Below are 17,517 nucleotides of genomic sequence, written 5' to 3' on the forward strand. Positions count from 1 at the left end.
GGGCGCCACATCCTATTCCGCAGGGATGCGGGCGCAGGTCAGCCCACGTGGACGCGGGGCCGCCGGGCGGTGTCGGGCTCGGCGCGGCGCAGCACCTCGCGGGTGACCGGCGCGACCTCGCCGTCGCCGAACACCAGGAAGCGCAGCAGATGGCTGACGGGATGGCCCTCGGTCCAGTTGAAGTACGCGTGCGGCACCTCGCCCGTGCGGGCCCGCAGGCTCATCAGGACGGCCGCGATGGTGTTCGGCACGCCCGCGCCCTGGACGCGCAGGCGGCGTACGCCGTGCTTCTCGTCGCCGTGGACCTCGACCGGCGCGGTGAAGTCCGACGAGTCGTGGACGAAGACCTCCAGGAACAGGACGGGCCGCCCGTCCGGGATGTGGGTCTGCTCGCGCTGGCTGTACTCCTTGGCGCGGTACTCGGCCTTGGAGTGCTCGTCGGGCTCGTTCGCGATGATCCGCAGCGGGCCGTGGCCCGCGGCCTCGTCGACGATCCGCGCCGCCGTCTCGTCGAACGTCACGTCGCCCGCCCGCAGTTCGAAGGCGCGGTGCACGCGCGACGCGAAGGAGGTGAGGAGGATCCCGACGACGAAGAGGAGGGCGATCTTGATGCCGTCGGGCCGCTCGATGACGTTCGTGACGAGCGTGTACCCGAACACGGCGGTGATCGCCCCGAAGCCGACGGTCGCGGCCTTGCGCCCGCGCGAGCGCACCGCGACCGTCGAGGCGAACGACGCCGACAGCATCAGGACCAGGACACCGGTCGCGTACGCGCCGCTCTGGTCGTCGACGTTCGCGTTGAACCAGAGCGTGATGAAGACGGCGATCGCCATGAACATGAGCACCAGCGGACGGACGGCGCGCGTCCACTCCGGGGCCATGCCGTAACGCGGCAGGTAGCGCGGCACGAGGTTGAGGAGCCCCGCGAGCGCAGAGGCTCCGGCGAACCACAGGATGGCGATGGTCGAGATGTCGTACACCGTGCCGAAGGCCTCGCCCAGGTACTGGTGCGCGAGGAACGCGAGGGCGCGGCCGTTGGCCGGGCCGCCGCTCTCGAACGCGGACTGGGGGATGAGGATCGTCGTCGCGAGGCTGGAGAGCAGCAGGAAACCGCTCATGATCAGCGCGGCCGTGGTGAGCAGCTTGCGGGTGTCCCGCACCCGTCCCTTGGGATGCGCGTACGTGTCCGTGGCGTCGCCGCGCACCTGGGGCATCACGGCGACGCCCGTCTCGAAGCCGGACATGCCGAGCGCCAGCTTCGGGAAGACGAGGAGCGCCACTCCGATCATCGCGGCGGGCGAGGAGTGCGCGGCGGTCATGGCGTCCCACCAGTTGCCGATCTTCACCGGCTCGGTCAGGACGTGCCAGGCGGCGGTCATGAGGACGACCACGTTCAGTATGAGATAGAGGGCGACGAGCACGACCGCCACCCGTATCGCCTCACGGAACCCCTTGAGGAACACCGCGCCGAGCCCCGCCACCAGGAACAGCGTGATCCAGGTGTTCGCGCCGTCGAGCGACGCGGGCGCGAAGGGGTTCTCGACGACGTGCGCCGCGGCGTCGGCCGCCGACAGCGTGATCGTGATCATGAAGTCGGTGGCGGCGAACCCGAGCAGCACGAGGACGAACAGCTTCCCCGCCCACCACGGCAGGAGCCGCTCCAGCATCGCGATGGAACCCTCGCCGTGCGGGGACTCCTTGGCGACGCGGCGGTAGACCGGCAGCGCGCCGCCGAGCGTGAGCGCGATCAGGACGAGGGTGGCCAGCGGGGACAGGAGCCCCGCGGCGAGGGCGGCGATGCCCGGCTGGTAGCCGAGGGTCGAGAAGTAGTCCACGCCCGTCAGGCACATCACCCGCCACCACGTGTGGCCCTTGTGCTCGGCCGGCGGCGTGCCGTGCGGTCCCGGATGCCGGGCCGTCGTCTCGCTCAGACCTTGGAGGAGCCAGGGCCGCCATCGTGGGGACGGTGGCCGGACGGCCGTGCCTTCGACGCGTTCGGCCTGCGTGCCGGTCATGGGCGAAACTGCTTTCTGTCGTGCCGGTACGGACCCGGGGGTGCATCCGCGCAGGAAGCCACGGGAAGGGACGTCCCGCCAGCGCTGCGACGACGAGCGAGTATTCACCACCGCGTGACCGGGGCGACGGGCGGGGGCGAGCGAACGCCGGCATGCGGCATACGCTGGCCGGATGCAGGACGAGTACCGAACCGTGGCCCGTGAGGGCGTGCACGAGACCGAGATCAACCGCTCCCGGTTCCTGTGCGCCCTCGCGCCTGCGGCCACCGAGCGCGAGGCCCAGGACTTCGTGGCGCGCATCCGCAAGGAGCACCCCACCGCGTCCCACAACTGCTACGCGTACGTCATCGGCGCCGACGCCTCCGTGCAGAAGGCGAGCGACGACGGCGAACCGGGCGGCACGGCCGGCGTCCCCATGCTCCAGATGCTCACGCGCCGCGAGATGCGGTACGTCGTCGCCGTCGTGACCCGCTACTACGGAGGCGTGAAACTCGGCGCGGGCGGTCTCATCCGCGCCTACGGAGGAGCCGTCGGCGAGGCGCTCGACGCGCTGGGCACCCTCACCCGGCGCCGCTTCCGGCTCGCCACCGTCACCGTCGACCACCAGCGCGCCGGCAAGGTGCAGAACGATCTGCGGTCCACGGGACGTGAGGTGCGTGACGTCCATTACGGGGAGGCGGTCACGATCGAGATCGGTCTGCCGGACGCCGACGTGGACGCGTTCCGCGCGTGGCTGGCCGATGTCACCGCAGGCACCGCGGAGTTCGAGCTCGGGGGAGAGGCGTACGGGGACGCGTGACCGGCACCGGCGGGCGGGGCCCGTGCGCGGCGGAGCGGGGGCCGATACGCCAGTAGCCGCCCGTGATGTCCGACCCGCCCGTTAGTCTCGGGGATCATGAGGCTGCTGCACACTTCCGACTGGCATCTCGGCCGGGCGTTCCACCGGGTGAACATGCTCGGCGCCCAGGCCGAGTTCATCGGTCACCTCGTCGCGACCGTCCGTGAGCGGGGCGTCGACGCGGTGGTCGTGTCGGGCGACGTGTACGACCGTGCGGTGCCGCCCCTCGCCGCGGTCGAGCTGTTCGACGACGCCCTGCACCGCCTCGCCGAGCAGGGCATCCCCACGGTGATGATCTCCGGGAACCACGACTCGGCGCGCCGCCTCGGCGTCGGCGCCGGGCTCATCGGCCGCGCCGGCATCCACCTGCGTACCGACCCCGGCGCGTGCGCGACCCCCGTGCTGATCCCGGACGCCACAGGTGACGTGGCCTTCTACGGGCTGCCCTATCTCGAACCGGCGCTGGTGAAGGACGAGTTCGCGGTGTCGAAGCCGGGCCACGAGGCCGTCCTGGCCGCCGCCATGGACCGGGTGCGGGCCGATCTCGCCGAGCGCCCGGCAGGGACCCGGTCCGTCGTCCTCGCCCACGCCTTCGTCACCGGCGGTGAGGCCAGCGACAGCGAGCGCGACATCACCGTCGGCGGAGTCGCCGCCGTCCCCTCCGGCGTCTTCGACGGCGTCGACTACGTGGCGCTCGGGCATCTGCACGGCAGCCAGGTCATCTCCGAGCGCGTGCGCTACTCCGGCTCGCCGCTCCCGTACTCCTTCTCCGAGGCCGACCACCGCAAGAGCATGTGGCTAGTCGACCTGGACGCGGACGGCTTCGCCGCCGCCGAGCGCGTCGACTGCCCGGTGCCCAGGCCGCTCGCCCGGATCCGCGGGGACCTCGCGGACCTGCTCGCGCGCCCGGACCTCACCGCGCACGAGGAGTCCTGGGTCGAGGCCACCCTCACCGACCCGGTCAGGCCCGACGACCCCATGGCCCGCCTCACCGAGCGGTTCCCGCACACCCTCAGCCTCGCCTTCGACCCGCAGCGCGCCCCCGAGGACCCCGACGTCTCGTACGCGCAGCGCCTCAAGGGGCGCGACGACCAGCAGATCGCGGAGGACTTCGTGACGCACGTGCGCGGCGCCGGACCCGACGAGCGCGAGCGCGCCGTCCTGCGCGAGGTACTCGACGCCGTACGCGTCGACGACACCCGGCGCGAGGTCGCCCGATGAGGCTCCACCAGCTGCGGATCACCGCCTTCGGACCCTTCGGGGCAAGCCAGGAAGTCGACTTCGACGACCTGTCCTCGGCGGGCCTCTTCCTGCTCCACGGCCCGACGGGCGCCGGCAAGACCTCCGTCCTCGACGCCGTCTGCTACGCCCTGTACGGCTCGGTACCCGGCGCCCGGCAGGGCAGCGGCCAGGGCACGTCCCTGCGCAGCGACCACGCCGCGCCCGGCACCCGCACCGAGGTCACCCTCGACCTCACCGTCGCGGGACGCCGTCTGGAGCTGACGCGGCAGCCCCCGTGGGAGCGCCCGAAGAAGCGCGGCACGGGCACCACCATGGACAAGGCCCAGAGCTGGCTGCGCGAGTACGACGCCACGGCGGGCACCTGGAAGGATCTCAGCCGCTCCCACCAGGAGATCGGCGAGGAGATCAGCCAGCTCCTCGGGATGAGCAAGGAGCAGTTCTGCCAGGTCGTCCTGCTGCCGCAGGGGGACTTCGCACGGTTCCTGCGGGCCGACGCCGAGGCCCGCGGCAAGCTCCTCGGCCGGCTCTTCGACACGCGGCGCTTCGCCGCGGCCGAGCAGCGGCTCGCCGAGCAGCGCCGCGCCGCCGAGAGCGAAGTACGCGCGGCGGACGCCGAGTTGCTCGCCGACGCGCACCGCATGCAGCAGGCCGCGGGGAACATCGTCGAACTGCCCGCCACCGACGCCGCGCCCGGTGACCCCGGGCTCGCCGACTCCGTCCTCACCTGGGCCGCCGTCGCCCGCTCCACCGCCCGCGAGCGGCTCACCGTCGCGCACCTCGCGCTGACCGCCGCCGACGCGGCCCGCACCGAGGCACAGCGCGACCTGACCGGCGTACAGGAAGTGCACCGGCTCCAGCGGCGGTTCGAGGAGGCGCGGGAGCGGGCCGCGCGGCTCGACGAGCGGGCCGACGAGCACCGGCGGGTCCAGGAACGCATGGAGCGGGGCCGCAAGGCCGAGGCCGTCGCGCCCGCCCTCGCGCTGCGCGAGGCCGCGGAGACCGAACACCGCAGGGCCACGAGCGAGGACGCACGCGCGCGTGCAGCGCTGCCCGAGTCGTTCGACGGCGCCGGCGCGTCGGGCCTCGCCGCCGCTGCGCGGAAGGCGGCCGAGGAGCTGGGCGGCCTGGAGTCCGCCCGGCGCGCCGAACTGCGCCTGACGGAACTCGCCGGGCAGCGCCGGGGACTCGACCGCGAGGAGCGCGCCGACGACGAGCTGCTCCAGGACGCGGCGAGCTGGCTCGACGGCTGGGACAGCACCCGGGCCGCGCTCCAGGAAGCCGTCGAGTCCGCACAGGAGGCCGCGACGCGCGCCGAGCACCTGGCGGGTCAACTGGAGCCCGCACAGCAGAGGTTGGAGGCCGCCCGGCGCCGCGACCGGCTCTCCGGCGAGGCCGCCGACGCCCGGACGCGCACCCTGCGGGCCCGCGAGGAGGCCGCGGCCGCCCATGAACACTGGCTCGGCCTCAAGGAACAGCGGCTGAACGGGATCGCGGCCGAACTGGCCGCGCAGCTCGTCCCCGGCGAGAGCTGCGCCGTGTGCGGATCCACCGAGCACCCCGACCCCATGCGCAAGACGGCGGAGCATGTCGGCCGCGACGCCGAGGAGTCCGCCCTCGCCGCGTACCGCCGCGCGGAGGACGCGCGCACGTCGCAGGAGAGCCGGCTCGCCGCGGTGCGCGAGTCCCTCGCCGGCGCGACGGCCGCCGCCGGAGAGACATCCGCCCGGGAACTCGCCGATGCGGCCGAGGAGTTGCGCGCCCGACACGCCGAGGCGCGCGGCCTCGCCTCCGGGCTGCACGCCGCACGTGAGGCCCTCGGCCAGGCCGAGGGCGAGCGCGACCGCAGACTCGCCGCGCAGCAGGAAGCCGCACGTCGCGCCGTCGCCCGAGCCACCCTGCGCGAGAGCGTCGATCGCGAACAGGGCGTCCTGGAGCGTGAGTTGGCCCAGGCGCGCGGGTCGGAGGCCAGTGTGGGTGCGCGCGCCGCGCAGCTGGAGCGCCTCGCCGCGCAGCTCACGGCCGCTGCGGACGCCGCCCGGGGCGCCGACGAGGCCGCCAAGCGGCTCAAGGACGCCGACGCGCGACTCGCCGACGCGGCGTTCCGCGCCGGGTTCGACACGCCGGAAGCCGCGGACGCCGCCCTCCTGGACGACGCCCAGCACAGAGACCTTCAACACCGGCTCGACGCCCGCCAGTCCGAGGAGGCCTCGGTGCGCGCCGTGCTCGCCGAGGACGACACCGCGGCGGCGGCCCGGCAGTCGCCCGCCGATGTGCCCGCGGCGCAGCACACTGCCGAGGCGGCCGACCGGAGGGTGCGCGACGCGGCCTCCGCGCGCGACGACGCGGACCGCCGCTGCACCGAGATCGACCGGCTCTCGGCCCGCTGCGCCACGGCAGTGCGCCGGCTCGCGCCGCTGCGCGCCGCGTACGACCGAGTGGCGCGCATGGCGGGTCTCGCCGCCGGCACGTCCGCGGACAACGAGCGCAAGATGCGCCTGGAGTCCTATGTGCTCGCGGCCCGGCTCGAACAGGTCGCGGCCGCGGCGACCGCGCGACTGGCCCGCATGTCGTCCGGCCGGTACACGCTGGTGCACTCCGACGGCCGTACGGGGCGCGGCCGTTCGGGCCTCGGCCTGCACGTCGTCGACGCGTGGACGGGGCGCGAGCGGGACACCGCGACACTCTCCGGCGGGGAGACGTTCTTCGCGTCGCTGGCCCTCGCCCTCGGCCTCGCGGACGTCGTCACGGACGAGGCGGGCGGTGTCCGTCTCGACACCCTCTTCATCGACGAGGGCTTCGGCAGCCTCGACGACCAGACCCTGGACGAGGTGCTCGACGTCCTGGACTCCCTGCGCGAGCGGGACCGCAGCGTCGGCATCGTCAGCCACGTCGCCGACCTGCGCCGCCGGGTGCACGCGCAGCTCGAGATCGTGAAGGGGCGGTCGGGGTCGGTCGTACGGCAGCGGACCTGAGCCCGGCCGTGGCCGCCCGGCGTCGGGTCAGTGGCCGAGCGGCCGCCGGGGGAGCGGGGACGAGTAGACCACGCTGGTCGTCACCGAGCCGAGCGCACCGATCCGGCCGGAGACCTCCTCCAGGTGCTTCATCGAGCGCGCCGCGACCTTGATGACGAAGCAGTCGTCGCCGGTGACGTGATGCGCCTCAAGGATCTCTGGCGTCACCTCGACGAGGTCGTGGAAGGGCTTGTAGTGACCGTTCGGATAGCGCAGCCGTACGAACGCCAGGATGGGCAGGCCGATCCGCTCGGGGACGACCACCGCCGCGTACCCCGCGATCACCCCGGCCTCCTCGAGGCGCTTCACCCGCTCGGTGACGGCGCTCGCGGACATGGAGACGGCCCGCGCGAGCTCGGCGTAGCTCGCCCGGCCCTCGCGCTGGAGGACGTCGAGGATGCGCCAGTCGGTGGCATCGGGGGTGTACGGGGATTCACCGGTCATGTGGCAGGAATAGCAGGGACATCCCCGGCCGATCAAGAGGGATGCCGGGGATCGTCACTTCAGGAAGATCGTCACGGACCGTAGATTTCTGGTCGAGGGCGGCACGGTCGTGCGGCCCGCAGAGATCCGCCAGGGAGGCCGACATCATGACCGCGACCACCACCGTCACCCCCAACGCCGTGCTCCGTGTGCCCCCGGCGTCCCCCGCCGCGGCCGCCGCCTACTTCGGCGCGAGCCTCGCCTTCCACGCCGACGTGTCCGACGTCGCCTCGGCGCTCGCCGCCGACGGGGACCCGGGCTTCGTCGTCATCGACACCCGCTCCACCGCCTCGTGGGACCAGGGACACGTACCCGGCGCCGTCCACCTGCCCACCGCGCTCATCGCCGAGCAGGCCGGGCAGCTCCTCGACAGGACGGTGCCCGTCGTCACGTACTGCTGGGGCCCGGGCTGCAACGGCGCCACGCGCGCGGCCCTCGCCCTCGCCGAACTCGGCTTCCAGGTCAAGGAGATGCTCGGCGGCTTCGAGTACTGGGCGCGGGAGGGCTTCGCGTACGAGACGTGGGAGGGGCCCGCGCGGCGCGACGCCGACCCGCTGACGGCGCCGGTCGACTCGGACGACTGCGGCTGCTGACACCGCGAGAGGGAACGCCGTGCGGGCGGCGGCTACAACAGCCGCCGCCCGCAACGGAGTTACAGCTGGGACAGCTCGTCCACCAGGTCGTCGAGGCCGAGCGACCCCTGCGAGAGAGCCGCCATGTGCCAGGCCTTCGCGTCGAACGCGTCCCCGTGCCTGCCCTGCGCGTTGGCCCGGCCGAGCAGCCACGCGCGCTCGCCCAGCTTGTAGCCGATCGCCTGCCCGGGGATGGACAGGTAGCGGGTCAGCTCGCTCTCCACGAAGTCCGCGGGCCGGCTGCTGTGCGCCCCGAAGAACTCCTGCGCGAGGTCGGGCGTCCACCGCTCGCCCGGGTGGAACGGAGAGTCCGCCGGGATCTCCAGCTCCAGATGCATACCGATGTCGACGATGACGCGGGCCGCGCGCATCATCTGCGCGTCCAGATACCCGAGCCGCTGCTCGGCGTCCGTGAGGAAGCCCAGCTCGTCCATCAGGCGCTCCGCGTACAGCGCCCACCCCTCTGCGTTGGCGCTCACCGTGCCGATGCCCGCCTGGTAGCGGGAGAGGCTGTCCGCGACGTGCGTCCACTGCGCGAGCTGGAGATGGTGGCCGGGCACGCCCTCGTGGTACCAGGTGGAGACCAGGTCGTAGACGGGGAACCGGGTCTGGCCCATCGTCGGCAGCCAGGTGCGCCCCGGCCGCGTGAAGTCCTCGGACGGCGCCGTGTAGTAGGGCGCCGCGGCGCTGCCCGCCGGGGCGATCCGGGACTCCACCTTCCGTACCCGCTCCGCGAGTTCGAAGTGGGTGCCGTCGAGGGCCTCGATCGCCTCGTCCATCAGCTCCTGCAGCCAGCGCTGCACCTCCTCCACGCCCTCGATGTGCGTGCCGTGCTCGTCGAGGTGCGCGAGCGCGACCCACGGCGTCGCGGCGCCCGGCAGGATCTTCTCCGCCTCGGTCCTCATCTCGCCGAGGAGGCGGTGGTACTCCGCCCAGCCGTACGCGTACGCCTCGTCCAGGTCGAGGTCCGTGCCGTTGTAGTAGCGCGACCAGCGGGCGTACCGCTCACGGCCCACCGTGTCGGGGGAGCCCTCGATCGCGGACGCGTACACGTCGCGCATCCAGTCGCGAAGCTCGACCACCGCGGCCGTCGCGGCGGCGCCCGCCGCGTCCAGCTCGGCGCGCAGCGCGTCGGGCCCGTCCGCGGTGAAGTCCTCGAACCAGCCGCGCCCTTCGCCGGCCCACTCGGTGAGCTGCTCGATGAACGTGGCGGTGGGACGCGGTCCCCCGTGGAGCTTCTTCTCCAGGCCCAGCGACAGCGTCTCGCGGTATCCCGCGAGCGCCCCCGGCACGGCGCGCAGCCGCTCGGCGACGGCCGCCCAGTCCGCGTCCGTCGCGGTCGGCGTGAGGGTGAAGACCTCCCGCACGTTGTGCACGGGCCCGCCCAGGTTGGTGACGGCCCGAAGGTTCTCCTCCGCGTCGTGCACGGCGAGTTCGGCCGTGAGCCGCTCCCGCAGGAGCCGCCCGCAGCGGCGCTCGACCGCACTGTCGGCGCCGGGCCTGCGCTCGGCCTCGTCGAGCCGCGCGAGGGTCGCCCGCGCGAGAGCGGCGAGGGCCTCCAGACCGGCGGGTGAGAGGTCGGGCAGCTTGCTGTGGCTCTCGGGTACGCCGAGGTAGGTGCCGGTGACGGGGTCGAGGGCGATGAGCTCGTCGACGTAGGCGTCGGCGACTTCGCGCGGGAGCGGTCCGGTGACAGCGGCTGCTGTGGCTGACGAATCTGACATGCCGCCATCGTCGTACGGGGTGGGGGGCCGCGTCATCAGGATTCACCGACGGCGTCGGCCGACGGGGGCAGGAGCGGGCCGCACTCCCACTGCTGGAAGATCAGCCGCGTCTCGACGCGCGCCACCTCGTGGCGCGCGGTGAACTCGTCGAGCACGAGCCGCTGGAGATCGGCGGTGTCGCGGACGGCGACATGCACCAAGTAGTCGTCGGGGCCCGTCAGATGGAAGACGGACCGCGCTTCCGGCAGCGCCCGGATCCGCTCCACGAACGGGCCGACCAGCTCGCGCCGGTGCGGCCGCACCTGCACCGAGAGCAGGGCCTGGAGCCCGCGGCCCAGCTTCGCCGGGTCGAGGCGCAGCTGATGCCCGAGGATCACGCCGGACCGGCGCAGCCGGGTCACGCGGTCGAGGCAGGTGGACGGCGCGACACCGACCTGCGCGGCGAGGTCCCGGTAGGTGATGCGGGCATCGTTCTGGAGGAGGCGCAGTATGTGCAGATCAACCGGATCGAGTACGACAGAATCGGCCATCATCCGAACATAGCACGGGGTTCCTCCAGTGAAGCCCGGCCGTTGTTCAGGCTGTCGTCCATGGACAACGACCTGTACGCAGGGACGCGCCCGGGCCCCGCCCACCGGCGGGCCCTGGCCACCGAAGCCGTGCACGCCGGCCGCGACGACCTCGCCGGACTCGGGCTGCACGCCCCGCCCATCGACCTGTCCACCACGTACCCGTCGTACGACAGCCGCGGCGAGGCCGCCCGCATCGACGCGTTCGCGGCGGACGGCGTCGTCGACGAGGGCCCGCCGGTGTACGCCCGGCTCGGCAACCCGACCGTCGGCCGCTTCGAGACCGCGCTCGCCCGGCTCGAAGGGACCGAGAGCGCGGTCGCCTTCGCGAGCGGCATGGCCGCGCTGACCGCGGTGCTGCTCGTACGGAACGGCGCAGGGTTGCGCCATGTCGTCGCCGTCCGGCCGCTGTACGGGTGCAGCGACCACCTGCTCACCGCCGGGGCGCTCGGCACCGAGGTGACCTGGGTCGATCCGGCGGGCATCGCGGACGCGATCCGGCCCGACACCGGGCTCGTGATGGTGGAGTCACCCGCCAATCCGACGCTCGCCGAACTCGATCTGCGGGCCGTGGCCCACTCCTGCGGAACGGTCCCGCTCCTCGCGGACAACACCTTCGCCACGCCGGTGCTCCAGCGGCCCGTCGAGCACGGCGCGCGGCTGGTGCTGCACAGCGCGACCAAGTTCCTCGGCGGGCACGGGGACGTCATGGGCGGGGTCGTGGCGTGCGACGAGGCGTTCGCCCGGCAGCTGCGCCAGGTGCGGTTCGCGACGGGCGGCGTGCTGCATCCGCTCGCCGGCTATCTGCTGCTGCGCGGCCTCGCGACGCTGCCGGTGCGCGTGCGGGCTGCGTCGGCGACGGCGGCCGAACTGGCGGCGCGGCTGTCCCGGGACCCGCGCGTGGCTCGCGTGCACTATCCGCGAATCGGCGGCGCGATGGTCGCCTTCGAGACCGTGGGTGACCCGCACGAAGTGATCCGAACGGTCCGGCTGGTCACACCGGCGGTCAGCCTCGGCAGCGTCGACTCGCTCATCCAGCACCCGGCGTCCATCAGCCACCGCATCGTCGATGCCGGCGACCGCAGGTCGGCCGGGGTGAGCGACCGGCTGCTGCGGCTGTCGGTGGGTCTCGAGGACGTCGAGGACCTGTGGGCGGACCTGGACCAGGCGCTGGGGGAGCCGGGCGGTGGTACGGGGCGTGCGACCGCGGCGCGCCTGGGGGTTCCCAGGTGACGTAGAGCCGCCTGCCCGGACCGGCCGGAAAGAGGAGGGGACCGGTCCGGGCCGGCTCGCGTGGAGTCGGTCCCGGCCGGCCCGGCCCTCAGTGCTGTTCGGCCTGCTCGTACGCCGAGCGGGGCCCCTCGTACGGCAGCCGCGACCTGACCGGAGTCGCCTCCAGACGAGCCGTGATCACCAGCGTGCCCTCCTCGATCTGGTAGTCGAGGGGCAGCCCGAGGCCGCGCATCGCCGCGACCATCCCGGTGTTGGACGCCTGCGTGACCGCGTACACGCTCTCGCAGCCCGCCTCGACCGCCATCGCCACCAGGCGGCCGAGCAGCTCGGTGCCGATGCCGCGGCGCTGCCAGTCGTCCTCGACGAGCAGTGCGATCTCCGTCTCGTCGCCGTCCCACAGCAGATGCCCGAGGGCGACGATCCGGCCCGACGCCGTCTGCGCGGCGAGCGTGCGGCCGAAGCGGGGGCTGAGCAGGTGGTTGAGGTAGCGGTCCGCGTCGCCGACGGGCCCGTGGTAGCGCTTGCTCAGCGTCGCGCGGGAGCAGCGCTCCTGCATCGCCTTGGCCGCCTCCACGTCGTTCGAGTCGGCCCGGCGCACGGTGATCGCCTTGCCCTCGGGGAGCGTCAGGACGTCCTGGCTGCGGGGGATGCGCGGGCCGAGCCGCGCGTCGAGCTCGACCAGGGCGCGGGCGCGCGCGAACTCGGTGGGCGTGAACGGCAGATACGGCCGCTCCACGGTGATCACGCCGCCTTCGGGGGCCCGGAGCCGTATCACGGTCCCTTCGAGCGCCCCCTCCACCGGTGCGCTCTCCGTCCTTCGGCCGCTCATCGTCGTGGCCGGCAGTGACCTGATGGTGCATCGGCCGAGCAACTGGCGCAGCGCCAGCGGGAGTTCGGCGGCGTCCAGGGCCGTGCGCGTGGCGAGACCGAGGATGCGGGTGGGCGCGTCCACGAGGTCGTGGGCGTCGGCCCGCTCGATCCAGGTGCCGGAGCCGCCGGCCTGGGACACGACCCGGCTGAGTTCGGCGGCGGGCAGTTCCTGCGGCGCGCGCAGCAGGAACTCGTCCACGGTGCCCTCGCCCAGGGGGTGCGTCTGGAGGCTCAGGATGTCGACCCGCAGCGGGGCGAGCGCCGTGCACAGCGACGCGAGCGACCCCGGCTCGTCACGGACCGTCGTCCGCATGCGCCACAGCGCGGTGGCCGTGGCCTCGTTCGTCGCCTGCGGGCCGGCGCCCGCGGGGACCTCTGTGTCGGGCTGCTCCGACTGCCCGGCGCGCTCCGTGGGGAGCCGCCGGGCGTCGGTATCGCCTGTCGGGGGTGCGTGGTTGTGGCGTCGTGCCCACCATGTGTGGAATCCGGCCGTGGCGAGCAGCACCACGGCCGAGATGGCGAGCAGCGCGGGGCCGTCGGGGCCGTGACCGACGAGGTTCGCCACGGCGTCCGCGACGGCCACGGCCGTGAACAGGGCGGCGAGCTCGACGACGTCGCGCCGCCAGTGGTGGACGGGGCGGCCGTTCCTGGTCCGCCTCACATCAGACATGTCTGGACTCATGCAGCCACTGTGAAGGAACGGTGTTGCGTGATCACGAACGCTTTGTGACCGATGAGTAAAGCCTGCTTACGTCCCGTTTGCCAGCTACTGTCCCACTCGCCCCGGCTGGAGCACCTTGGAGAACAGCACGTCGCCGCCCTGCTGCCGCAGCCGTACCGTCAGCTCGCCGCTGCCGCCGTCGATGTCGACCTCGCCGAAATACTGCGGGGTCTCCATCGGGGACGTGTTGGCCCGGTCCGGCGCCTTGATGAAGCTCTGCTCGGGGCCGAAGGTGGCGTCCAGCTTCACCGCCTGGAAACCGCCCGCCGCCAGCGGGCCGGAGACGAACTCCCAGAACGGCTCGAAGTCCTGGAACGCGGCGCGCGACGGGTCGTAGTGCTGCGCCGACGTGTAATGCACGTCCGCCGTGAGCCACAGCGTGCCCGTGATCCGGTCGTGCTTGATGTGCCGCAGCAGCTCCGCGATCTGCAGCTCGCGGCCGAGCGGCGCTCCCGGATCACCCTGCGCGACGGCCTCGAAGTTCACCTTGCCGTCGGCCACGACCAGGCCGAGCGGCATGTCGGAGGCGATCACCTTCCAGACGGCCCGCGACCGCGACAGCTCGCGCTTCAGCCAGGCCAGCTGCCGCGCGCCGAGGATCCCGGTCGCGTCGTCGGGCTGCCGGCCCGGGGAGTTGGCATTGCGGTACGAGCGCATGTCGAGCACGAACACATCGAGCAGGGGCCCGTGCCGCAGGACCCGGTACACGCGCCCCTCGTCGTCGCCCGGCGGCAGCGTGGACACGGGGAAGTACTCGCTGAAAGCCCGCAGGGAGCGCGCGGCGAGGACGTCCGTGTCCTTCTCCGTGTAGCGGGCGTCGTCCAGGATCTGGCCCGGGTACCAGTTGTTGTGCACCTCGTGGTCGTCCCACTGCGTGATCGTGGGCACCTGCGCGTTGAAGCGGCGCAGGTTCTCGTCGAGGAGGTTGTAGCGGAACGCGCCGCGGAACTCGGCCAGCGTCTCGGCGACCTTGGACTTCTCCTCGGTCGTGACGTTCCGCCACACACGGCCGTCGGGCAGCGTGACGCTGGGCAGGATCGGGCCGTCGGCGTAGATGTTGTCGCCGCTGCACAGGAAGAAGTCGGGGTTCAGGGCGCGCATGTCCTCGTACACGCTGTAGCCGCCGAGGTCCGGATTGATACCCCAGCCCTGGCCCGCGATGTCGCCCGACCACAGGAAGCGCACCCCGTCGCGGCGGCCCACGGGGGTGGTGCGGAACGTGCCGGTGACGGGTTCGCCCGTGCGGCGGGGGTCGTCGGGGTCGGCGAGCACCACGCGGTAGTGGATCTGCTCGCCAGGCGGCAGGCCGCGCAGGCGGGTGGTGCCCGTGAAGTCCGTGCCCGCGCCGATCAGCGGCCCGTGCCACTTGGTGGCCCGGCGGAACGACTCCGTCGCGGAGGTCTCCACGATCATGCGGGCGGGGCGGTCGGAGCGCGTCCAGATCAGCCCCGAGTGCGCGCCGACGTCGCCTGCCTGGACACCCCACGCCGCCTTCGGGCGACCCGACAGGGCGAAGGCCGGTGCGGCGGCCGCGCCCACGGCGGGCAGGGCCAGCGCGGCCGAGGCGGCGAGCGAACCGCGCAGCACCCCGCGGCGGCCGGGCAGAGAACTCGGCGGACGGTGTGACATGAATACGCCTCCAGAAACGGGTTCCGACGACAGTGCGGTGCCACCACTGCGGGGCGCCGCGGCGAAGCCACACCTACGGGCTCACCACGGCGCGCACGCGAACCCCAAGTGAACAACTGCCCCTGGGGATCGGGGAACCCGGCGCGCTGCATCGCCTCACACGATCACGCCGCCGTTCACGCGCGCGTGGCCCCCTCATGGGCCGCGCGCGCCAGGAGACGTACGCCTTCCGCGATCCGGGCCGGCGGCAGATGCGCGTAGCCGAGGACGAGGCGCACTCCGCCGTCTCCGCCGTCCGAGGTGCCGTAGTGGGTCAGCGCACGGACGGTGACCCCGGCCGCCGCGGCCCGTTCGAGGAGCTCCTCCTGCGGCCCGTAGCGCTCGGGGAGCCGGGCGATGACGTGCAGTCCGGCGGCGATCCCCGTCACCTGGGCGCCTGGCAGATGCGCGTGGAGCGCGGCTACGAGGGTGTCGCGGCGCTCGCGGTAGGCGCGCTGGCAGCGCCGCAGCTGACGGTCGTAGTCGCCGCGCTCGACGAAACGGGCCAGGAGAGCCTGGTCGAGGGCCGGATTGCCGAGATCCATGTAGCGCTTGCGCTCGACGACCTCGTCGGTCAGCCCCGCGGGCACGACCATCCAGCCGAGCCGCAGCCCGGGAGCGAGCGACTTGCTCACCGATCCCGTGTACGCGACATGCTCCGGGTCGAGACCCTGAAGCGCGCCCACCGGAGCGCGGTCGTAGCGGAAGTCGCCGTCGTAGTCGTCCTCGATGACGAGACCGTCCACCGACCGTGCCCAGTCGAGGAGTTGAGTGCGGCGCGCCGGCGAGTAGGCGATGCCCGAGGGGAACTGGTGGGACGGCGTCGTCACCGCGGAGCGCACACCCGAGTCCCGCAGCGGCCCGATGGCCAGCCCCTCGCCGTCCAGCGGGAGCGCGGTCGTGCCGACACCGGCCGAGGCGAACAGCGAACCCAGATCGGGGCTCCCAGGGTCCTCGACGCCCACGGACCGCTCCCCGCGCGCGTGCAGCACGAATCCGAGCAGCGTCACCGCCTGTGCCACCCCGGAGCAGACGATGATCCGCTCCGGATCGGCGACCACGCCCCGCCGCCGCGCGAGGAGTTCGGCCAGCGCGGTACGCAGCCGGGGGATGCCCCGCGGGTCCGGGTAGCCCAGCATGTGGTGCGGCAGTTCGGCCAGCACACCGCGCTGCGCCGCCGCCCACGCGGCGCGCGGGAACAGCGACAGATCGGGGCTGCCGGCCACGAAGTCGGCCCGGGTGCCCGGCGGACGGGGCGCCAGGTCCCGCACACCGGCGGCCGCCGCGGCACGCACGGCCCCGCCCACCCAGGTCCCCGCACCGCGCCCGCTGCGCAGATACCCCTCGGCGGTCAACTGCTCGTACGCCTCGGTGATCAGCCCGCGCGAGACGCCCAGATCCGCCGCGAGATCGCGGCTCGACGGCATGCGTGTCCCGGGCGCGAGCCGCCCCGACCTGACGGCGTCCCGCAGCGCCGCCTGGAGACCGCGGCCACGCGCACGTGCGGGCGCCGATGCGGCAGGCAGCAGTAACTCCCAGGCGGCGGAAGGCGGTTGGACCCCACCTTCCGCAGTTCCCGGACCGGCCGCACGCGGATTGGTCCCCGATGACGTCATGAACGTGGACCTTAATCCGGGCCGCCGCCCTCCCTAGCGTCAGGGCCATGAACGCGCACTCGATCCGAGGGGCCCTGCCGGCCGCCCTCGCCTGCGTCCTCGTCGGCGCCTCCTTCACCGCCAACAGCGTCCTCGGGGACTACCCGTACGCGGGCGGCCAGTTCCTCCGGTACGCCCTCGCCTGCCTGCTTCTGCTTCCGCTGCTCGGCCGGGGCGGCACGGCGCCGCTGCGCCACCTCACCGGGCGCCAATGGGGGCGGCTCGCCCTGCTGGCGGCCGTCGGGATGGTCGGCTTCAACCTCGCGGTGCTCGCCGCGGAGCGCAGCGCCGAACCGGCCGTCCCAGGTGTCTTCGTCGGATGCGCCCCGGTCGTCGTGGCGGTGCTCGTGCCCCTGCTCGCGGGCCGCCGCCCCCAACGGGTCGTCCTCTACGGGGCGTTGCTGGTCGCCTTCGGCGCGTTCACCGTCCAGGGCTGGGGGCGCACCGACACGGCCGGTCTCCTGTTCTCCCTAGGAGCCCTCATCGGAGAGGTCGGTTTCGCCGTCCTCGCGGTGCCGGTGCTGCGCCCCCTTGGCCCGAAGCTGCTGTCCTGCACGGTCTGCGGGGTCGCCGCCCTGGAGTCGGCCCTGGCCGGCGCGGTGCTCGACGGCACGCACATGCTCCGCGTACCCGACGCCACCGAGGCGACGGCCCTGCTGTGGCAGGCCGCCGTCGTCACGGTGATCGGCTTCGTGTGCTGGTACATCGGCATGCAGCGCATCGGTGCCGAGCGCGCCACCCTGTTTTCCGGGCTCATCCCCGTGGCGGCGGCGTGCACCGCGCCGCTCGTCGGCACCGGGACGTACGGCGCCGCGCAGGCCGTCGGCAGCGCGCTCGTCGGCGCCGGAGTGGCGCT

At 73.4% G+C, this 17,517-nt stretch carries 12 protein-coding genes and 1 pseudogene; 6 read left to right on the top strand and 7 right to left on the bottom strand.

Features of this window, described 5'->3' with window-relative positions; translation table 11 throughout:
* Positions 1-38 precede the first annotated feature (38 nt).
* Positions 39-2,015 (bottom strand): amino acid transporter, encoded by a 1,977-nt coding sequence (locus OHA58_RS31455; RefSeq protein ID WP_405482944.1) that lies wholly within the window; start codon positions 2,013-2,015, stop codon positions 39-41.
* A 172-nt stretch (positions 2,016-2,187) separates the two neighbouring features.
* Between OHA58_RS31455 and OHA58_RS31460 the strand changes: the two genes are divergently transcribed.
* The 3 genes from OHA58_RS31460 (at position 2,188) to OHA58_RS31470 (ending at position 7,067) form a co-directional block, all read left to right on the top strand.
* On the top strand, positions 2,188-2,814 hold the full coding sequence (locus OHA58_RS31460; RefSeq protein ID WP_266566891.1) for a YigZ family protein: 627 nt from the start codon (positions 2,188-2,190) through the stop codon (positions 2,812-2,814).
* A gap of 96 nt (positions 2,815-2,910) precedes the next feature.
* Complete coding sequence (locus tag OHA58_RS31465) at positions 2,911-4,074, top strand: exonuclease SbcCD subunit D (protein ID WP_405482945.1); 1,164 nt, start codon at positions 2,911-2,913, stop codon at positions 4,072-4,074.
* Complete coding sequence (locus OHA58_RS31470) at positions 4,071-7,067, top strand: AAA family ATPase (protein WP_405482947.1); 2,997 nt, start codon at positions 4,071-4,073, stop codon at positions 7,065-7,067. The genes OHA58_RS31465 and OHA58_RS31470 overlap by 4 nt, the downstream gene beginning before the upstream one ends.
* 27 nt (positions 7,068-7,094) lie before the next feature.
* Here the strand turns inward: OHA58_RS31470 and OHA58_RS31475 are convergent, their stop codons facing one another.
* A complete protein-coding gene (locus OHA58_RS31475; RefSeq protein WP_116500112.1) occupies positions 7,095-7,550 on the bottom strand; it encodes an Lrp/AsnC family transcriptional regulator in 456 nt (151 codons plus the stop codon).
* Positions 7,551-7,696: 146 nt separating this feature from the next.
* Between OHA58_RS31475 and OHA58_RS31480 the strand changes: the two genes are divergently transcribed.
* A complete protein-coding gene (locus tag OHA58_RS31480) occupies positions 7,697-8,182 on the top strand; it encodes a rhodanese-like domain-containing protein (RefSeq protein WP_405482949.1) in 486 nt (161 codons plus the stop codon).
* A gap of 59 nt (positions 8,183-8,241) precedes the next feature.
* Here the strand turns inward: OHA58_RS31480 and OHA58_RS31485 are convergent, their stop codons facing one another.
* Both OHA58_RS31485 and OHA58_RS31490 read right to left on the bottom strand, forming a co-directional pair.
* Positions 8,242-9,945, bottom strand: coding sequence for a DUF885 domain-containing protein (locus tag OHA58_RS31485; protein ID WP_405482951.1), 1,704 nt, complete (start codon positions 9,943-9,945; stop codon positions 8,242-8,244).
* Positions 9,946-9,980: 35 nt separating this feature from the next.
* A complete protein-coding gene (locus OHA58_RS31490) occupies positions 9,981-10,475 on the bottom strand; it encodes an Lrp/AsnC family transcriptional regulator (RefSeq protein ID WP_266566899.1) in 495 nt (164 codons plus the stop codon).
* A 60-nt stretch (positions 10,476-10,535) separates the two neighbouring features.
* Between OHA58_RS31490 and OHA58_RS31495 the strand changes: the two genes are divergently transcribed.
* Positions 10,536-11,747 (top strand): trans-sulfuration enzyme family protein, encoded by a 1,212-nt coding sequence (locus OHA58_RS31495; protein ID WP_405482952.1) that lies wholly within the window; start codon positions 10,536-10,538, stop codon positions 11,745-11,747.
* Between the two features lie 88 nt (positions 11,748-11,835).
* Here the strand turns inward: OHA58_RS31495 and OHA58_RS31500 are convergent, their stop codons facing one another.
* The 3 genes from OHA58_RS31500 to OHA58_RS31510 form a co-directional block, all read right to left on the bottom strand.
* Positions 11,836-13,287, bottom strand: a complete 1,452-nt coding sequence (locus tag OHA58_RS31500; RefSeq protein ID WP_405482953.1) for a GNAT family N-acetyltransferase — start codon at positions 13,285-13,287, stop codon at positions 11,836-11,838.
* Positions 13,288-13,383: 96 nt separating this feature from the next.
* Positions 13,384-14,967: an alkaline phosphatase D family protein gene (locus OHA58_RS31505; RefSeq protein WP_405482955.1), complete on the bottom strand. Its 1,584-nt coding sequence runs from the start codon at positions 14,965-14,967 to the stop codon at positions 13,384-13,386.
* A 176-nt stretch (positions 14,968-15,143) separates the two neighbouring features.
* Positions 15,144-16,622, bottom strand: coding sequence for a PLP-dependent aminotransferase family protein (locus tag OHA58_RS31510; RefSeq protein ID WP_405482956.1), 1,479 nt, complete (start codon positions 16,620-16,622; stop codon positions 15,144-15,146).
* A 47-nt stretch (positions 16,623-16,669) separates the two neighbouring features.
* Between OHA58_RS31510 and OHA58_RS31515 the strand changes: the two are divergent.
* A pseudogene (locus OHA58_RS31515) lies at positions 16,670-17,458 on the top strand (EamA family transporter); the annotation flags it as partial.
* Positions 17,459-17,517 lie beyond the last annotated feature (59 nt).

Source organism: Streptomyces sp. NBC_00009, assembly GCF_045040855.1.
In the GTDB taxonomy this organism is placed as follows: Bacteria; Actinomycetota; Actinomycetes; order Streptomycetales; family Streptomycetaceae; genus Streptomyces; species Streptomyces aureus.